At 71.6% G+C, this 4,929-nt stretch carries 4 protein-coding genes; 1 reads left to right on the plus strand and 3 read right to left on the minus strand.

The window, feature by feature from the left end:
- The 3 genes from RNC47_RS35770 to RNC47_RS35780 form a co-directional block, all read right to left on the minus strand.
- Positions 1-1,303, minus strand: a 1,303-nt coding sequence (locus RNC47_RS35770) for an ABC transporter permease (RefSeq protein ID WP_311604999.1), incomplete at its 3' end; no start/stop codon positions are given.
- On the minus strand, positions 1,300-2,241 hold the full coding sequence (locus RNC47_RS35775; protein WP_394814954.1) for an ABC transporter permease: 942 nt from the start codon (positions 2,239-2,241) through the stop codon (positions 1,300-1,302). The genes RNC47_RS35770 and RNC47_RS35775, both read right to left, overlap by 4 nt.
- A gap of 14 nt (positions 2,242-2,255) precedes the next feature.
- Entirely contained in the window at positions 2,256-3,878 is a 1,623-nt protein-coding gene (locus RNC47_RS35780) for an ABC transporter substrate-binding protein (protein WP_311605002.1), read from the minus strand.
- Positions 3,879-4,071: 193 nt separating this feature from the next.
- Between RNC47_RS35780 and RNC47_RS35785 the strand changes: the two genes are divergently transcribed.
- On the plus strand, positions 4,072-4,809 hold the full coding sequence (locus RNC47_RS35785) for a FadR/GntR family transcriptional regulator (protein ID WP_311605003.1): 738 nt from the start codon (positions 4,072-4,074) through the stop codon (positions 4,807-4,809).
- Positions 4,810-4,929 lie beyond the last annotated feature (120 nt).

Below are 4,929 nucleotides of genomic sequence, written 5' to 3' on the forward strand. Positions count from 1 at the left end.
GCCCGCCCCCGTCCCGCCGCAACCGCCGCCCGGCCTCGGCGAGCACATCGGAGAACGGAAACACGTCCCGCGACCCGGCAAGGACCTCGTCGGCGACCGGGGCCTGGCCGGCCGGGCCAGCGGCCCGGTCCCCCACGGCGGCTTCGCCGCCGGCGCCAGCCGGCGCTGTGCCGCTGGTGGCGGGGCCACCGGCCACACCGCGCGGCTCCGCCGCGGCGCCGGCCGGAGCCGGCCCGGACGCTTCGGCCACGCGAGCGGGCGGCACGGCGGCGGCTACGCCGCCAGCCGGCTCGCCGGTCCCGGACGACGGGTCCGGAACCGCGCCAGCGGCCTGGCCGGTGGCGGCTGCACCACCGTGCCCGCCTGGCGTCGCACCGCCGGCGGCCGGAACGCCGGTCGCGGCATCGGCCGCGCCAGCGGTCGGCACCGGCGCGCCAGCGCCGGACGCCGTGGCCGCCTCCGGCGCCGATGGCGCCGTCGGCGCCGAAGGGCCGGACGCCAGGGCCATCGTGTCGGAGAGGGATTCGGACAGGACGTTCAGGCTCAGGACGGTCAGCAGCATCAGCAGGCCGGGGAAGACCGTGGCCCACCAGCCGCCGAGGAGGACCATGTTCTTGCCGTCGGCGATGACGCTGCCCCAGGACGGCTCGGGAGGCCGGACGCCGGCGCCGATGAAGGAGAGGGACGCCTCGAAGACGATCGCCTCGGCCACCATCACCGTGCAGAACACCAGCACCGGCGCGGCGCAGTTGATCGCCACGTGCCGGATCAGGATGTGCGGCGTGCGGGCGCCGATGATCCGTTCCGCGACGACGTAGTCCTCGCCGTACTGCGCCATCACGTTGGCCCGCACGACCCGCGCCACCGGCGGGATGTTGAGGAAGGCGATGGCACAGATCAGCACCGGGATGCCGCCGCCGAAGACGGCGATGAGGACCGCCGCGAGCGCGATGCCGGGGAACGCCATGATCACGTCGAGGCCGCGCATCACCGCCTCGTCGACCGCACGCCGCGACGTGGCGGCGATCGCGCCGAGCACCGCGCCGGCCAGCAGCGCGAGCAGCGTCGCGCCGAGCCCGATGGCCAGCGACCAGCGCGCCCCGTGCATCAGCCGGCTGAGGATGTCGCGGCCGAGGCTGTCCTGGCCCATCCAGTGGTCGGCCGAAGGACCCTCGACCGTCGGCGCCTGCTCGTACGGGTCGTACGGCGAGAGCAGCGGGGCGAGGAGCGCGGTGAGGACGACGACCGCGAGGACGCCGAGCGCGATCCGCGAGAGTACCGGGAGCCTGCGCAGCCACCTCATGTCGCGCTCCTGAGCCGGGGGTTGACCAGCAGGTAGAGGATGTCGATCAGCAGGTTCACGACCACGAAGCCGACCGCGGTGGTCAGCACCACGCCCTGGACCACCGCCGGGTCGCCGTTGCGCACCGCGTCGATCATCAGCTTGCCCATCCCCGGCAGGGCGAAGATGGTCTCGATCACGACGGCGCCACCCAGCAGGTAGCCGACCCGGAGGCCGAGCACCGTCAGCGGGTTGATCAGCGCGTTCCGCAGGACGTTGCGCCCGACGACCACCACCGGCGGCAGGCCGCTGCCGACGGCGGTGCGCACGTAGTCCTTGTCCAGCTCCTCGACCACGGCCGTCCGCACGATGCGCGTGAGCTGCGCGGCGACCGGCAGCGAGAGCGCGAGCGCCGGCAGGGTCATGGTCTCCAGCCAGCCGGTGAACGAGTCGTTGGGGTTGATGTAGCCGCCGGTCGGGAACCAGCCGTGGTCCACGGCCGCGTACTGGATGAGCAGCAGCGCCAGCCAGAACGCCGGGGCGGCGACGCCGGTGAGCGAGACGACGCGGATCAGCTGGTCGGGCAGCCGGTCCCGGTAGACGGCGGCAGTGACGCCGAGCAGCAGCGCGAGGACGACGGCGATCCCGAGGCCCATGAAGGCCAGTTGCATGGTGAGCGGCAGCGCGGTGGTGACCTGGTCGACGACCGGCGCCCTGGTCAGCACGGAGATGCCCATGTCGCCGCTGAGCAGGTCGCCGACGAAGTCGACGTAGCGTACCGGCAGCGGGTCGAGCAGCCCGTTCTCCTCGCGGAACTGGTGCAGTTGCTCCTGGGTGGGGTTGGCGCCCTGGAAGTACGCGGAGGCCGGGTCCGCGTCGGAGAACCGCATCACCAGGAAGACGAAGAGGACGATGCCGAGCAGCAGGGGCACCAGCAGCAACACGCGCCGCAGCAGCATTCGGGCGACGATGATCACGACGAGGCCCGCGCCCTTGCCTGGAGCAGGTTGATGCCGGGGTAGGGCTGGGCGCGGACGCCGACGATCCGGTCCGGGTCCCAGGCGGTGAGCAGCGCGTTGTGCACCACGGGGTAGAGGACGGCCTGTTCGGCGATGACGTCCAGGTACTCGTGGACGAGTTCGAGCTTGCGGTCCGGGTCCGGCTCCTCGGTGGCGCGGTCCATCATCGCGAACAGCTCGGCGGCCTCCTCGGTGGTGTCCCAGCCGGTGTAGGCCATCCAGGTGCCGCCCGCCGTGTAGTTGTAGCGGAGGATCAGGTCGGGGTCGAGGCCGAACTGGTTGGGGTTGGAGACGGCGGCGACCACCTGGTAGTCCTGGTCCTGGTCCATCTTGGCGAACAGCGCCGAGGTCTCCTGCGGTTCGAGCGTGGTGCGCACGCCGATCGCGTCCCAGCACTCCTTGATGGTGGGCAGGCAGTCCACGGCCCAGCTGACGTTCACCGACATCAGGGTGAGGTTCAGGTCGCCGACGCCGGCCTCGTCGAGCAACTGGCGGGCCCGCTCGGGGTCGTAGGTGTAGACGGTGGCCGCGGGCCGGTGCGCCGGGTGGTCCTCGTTGAGGAACGAGGTGGCCGGCCGGCCGTTGCCGCGGAGCGCGACGTCGACGATCTGCTCGGTGTCGATGGCGTGGAAGAGGGCCTGCCGCACCCGCACGTCGTCGAACGGCGGGTTGTTGGTGTTGAACATCAGGAACAGGTGGTTCATGCCGGCGCCGCCCGCCACCTCAAGGCCGTCGCCGCGCAACTGCTCGACGTTGGCGTAGGGGATGTTGTCGGCGATCTGGGCGTCGGCGCTGCCGCCGGAGATCCGGGCGACGCGGGGCGCGGCGTCGATGACCGACAGCCAGTTCATGGTGCGGAAGGTGGGCGGCCGGGGCCCGTTGTAGCCGTCGAACGCCTCGAAGACGGTGTTGGACTTGGGCGTGTGGGCGGCCTGCCGGTAGGGGCCGGAGCCGAGCGCGAAGCCGCCGGCCGCGTCGTCCCAGGCGCCCTCGCGGCTGAAGACGTGCCTCGGCATGATCTTGGCGATGGTCAGCCGGGGCGCCGCGTCGGGGAAGGGGAAGCGGAACTCCAGCTCGACGGAGCGCTCGTCGAGCGCCCGGACCTCGGCGAGCCAGGTGACGAAGAAGGAGCGGGTGAGGGGGTTGGCCTCGGCGTCCAGGATCCGCTCGAAGGTGAACACCACGTCCTCGGCGGTGACCGGCTCGCCGTCGTGCCAGACCGCCCCGTCCCGCAGGGTGAACTGCCAGGTGGTGGCGGTCTGGTCGATCGGCAGCGCGGTGGCGAGCGCCGGGTAGGGGGCGCGGGTGATCGGATCGGTGTCGAGCAGCCCCTCGTAGATGTGGTTGTTCCCCGCCATGCCGAAGGCCGAGGCCGTCATGGTCGGGTCCCAACTGCCGTCGTTGCCGTAGCCGATGACCGCGGTGATGTCGGTCATCCCGCCGCCGCCCCGGCCACCGCCCGGGTCGATGGTGGAGGGCGGCCCCGTGCAGGCCCCGAGGGAGGCACTGATGGCGCCGGCCGCGCCCAAGGCGCCGGTGAACCTGAGAAAGTCCCTGCGGGCCAGGGCACGTTCCATCGAAGCCTCCAGGCGACTCTGGCGGGAGGTCCTACGTTCTACGTCCGATGTTCACGGTAGGAGCGCCCGCGAAGAGTGGTCAAGACCTGTGCGCCAGTGCGCTGTTGACCAGACGTCCGATGTCCCATCTCCTGGCAGAATGTGAACGCCCGGTGATTAGCTCTGCTCTGGTGAGTCGGAAGGGGAGCGCGGCATGGCACGCAGCGTGATGTCGGACGAGGTGCAGCGCCGGATCAAGCAGTTGATCCTGGACCGCCGGCTCGCCCCCGGCGACCCGCTTCCCACCGAGAGCGAGCTGATGGGGCGGTTCGACGTCAGCCGGAACTCGGTGCGGGAGGCGCTCAAGGCGCTCCAGGCGGTGGACATCGTCGACATCAGGCACGGCTTCGGCACCTATGTCGGCGGCCTCAGCCTGGACTCGTTCGTCGAGGGCATGGTGTTCCGGGCGGCGGTCCTGCACGGCCGTGGGCAGGCCAGCCTCTACGAACTGCTCGAGGTGCGCGAGGCGTTGGAGGCCGGCCTGATCGTGGGCGTGGCCGGGAAGGTGCCGGCCAAGGACCTGGCGGTGCTGCACGAGATAGTCGAGACGATGGAGCGGGAGGCGGAGCTCGACCGGGTGACGGCGGCCACCGACCGGGCGTTCCATCTGGCGCTCTACCGCTCCCTCGGCAACCACCTGCTGAGCGAGGTGCTCGACGCCTTCTGGGCCGCGTTCCACGCCGCGTTCCACGGGGTCGGCGAGGAGTCACGCGAGGACCGGGGCGACCCGCACGTGACCACGGCCCGCCACCAGGCCATCCTGGCCGCGCTCGAATCGGGCGACGGCCCGCGCGCCGCCGAGGCGATGCGGCACCATTTCGCCGGCATCCGACGGGTGCTGGGCGAGGCCCCGCCGCCTCTTGCGACGGACGGCACCCTGACCACGCGCTAGCTGTTCTGTCTCGGGAGGTTGTGGACGGTGATGGAGGTCTCGGCTGTGGGTTCTTGAATGGGTGAGGGCCTTCCGGGTTCGGTGTGGATTGCGACGTCTCCACCGACCTTGAGAAGGCCC

Origin of the sequence: Streptomyces millisiae, from assembly GCF_031845425.1 — a bacterium.
Taxonomy (GTDB): Bacteria; Actinomycetota; Actinomycetes; order Streptomycetales; family Streptomycetaceae; genus Streptomyces; species Streptomyces millisiae.

What these genes read in the sequence shown, in the direction of transcription:
- RNC47_RS35775 (WP_394814954.1), bottom strand. Translation starts at nt 2,241, where the DNA reads ATGCTGCTGCGGCGCGTGTTGCTGCTGGTGCCCCTGCTGCTCGGCATC.
- RNC47_RS35780 (WP_311605002.1), bottom strand. Translation starts at nt 3,878, where the DNA reads ATGGAACGTGCCCTGGCCCGCAGGGACTTTCTCAGGTTCACCGGCGCC.
- RNC47_RS35785 (WP_311605003.1), top strand. Translation starts at nt 4,072, where the DNA reads ATGGCACGCAGCGTGATGTCGGACGAGGTGCAGCGCCGGATCAAGCAG.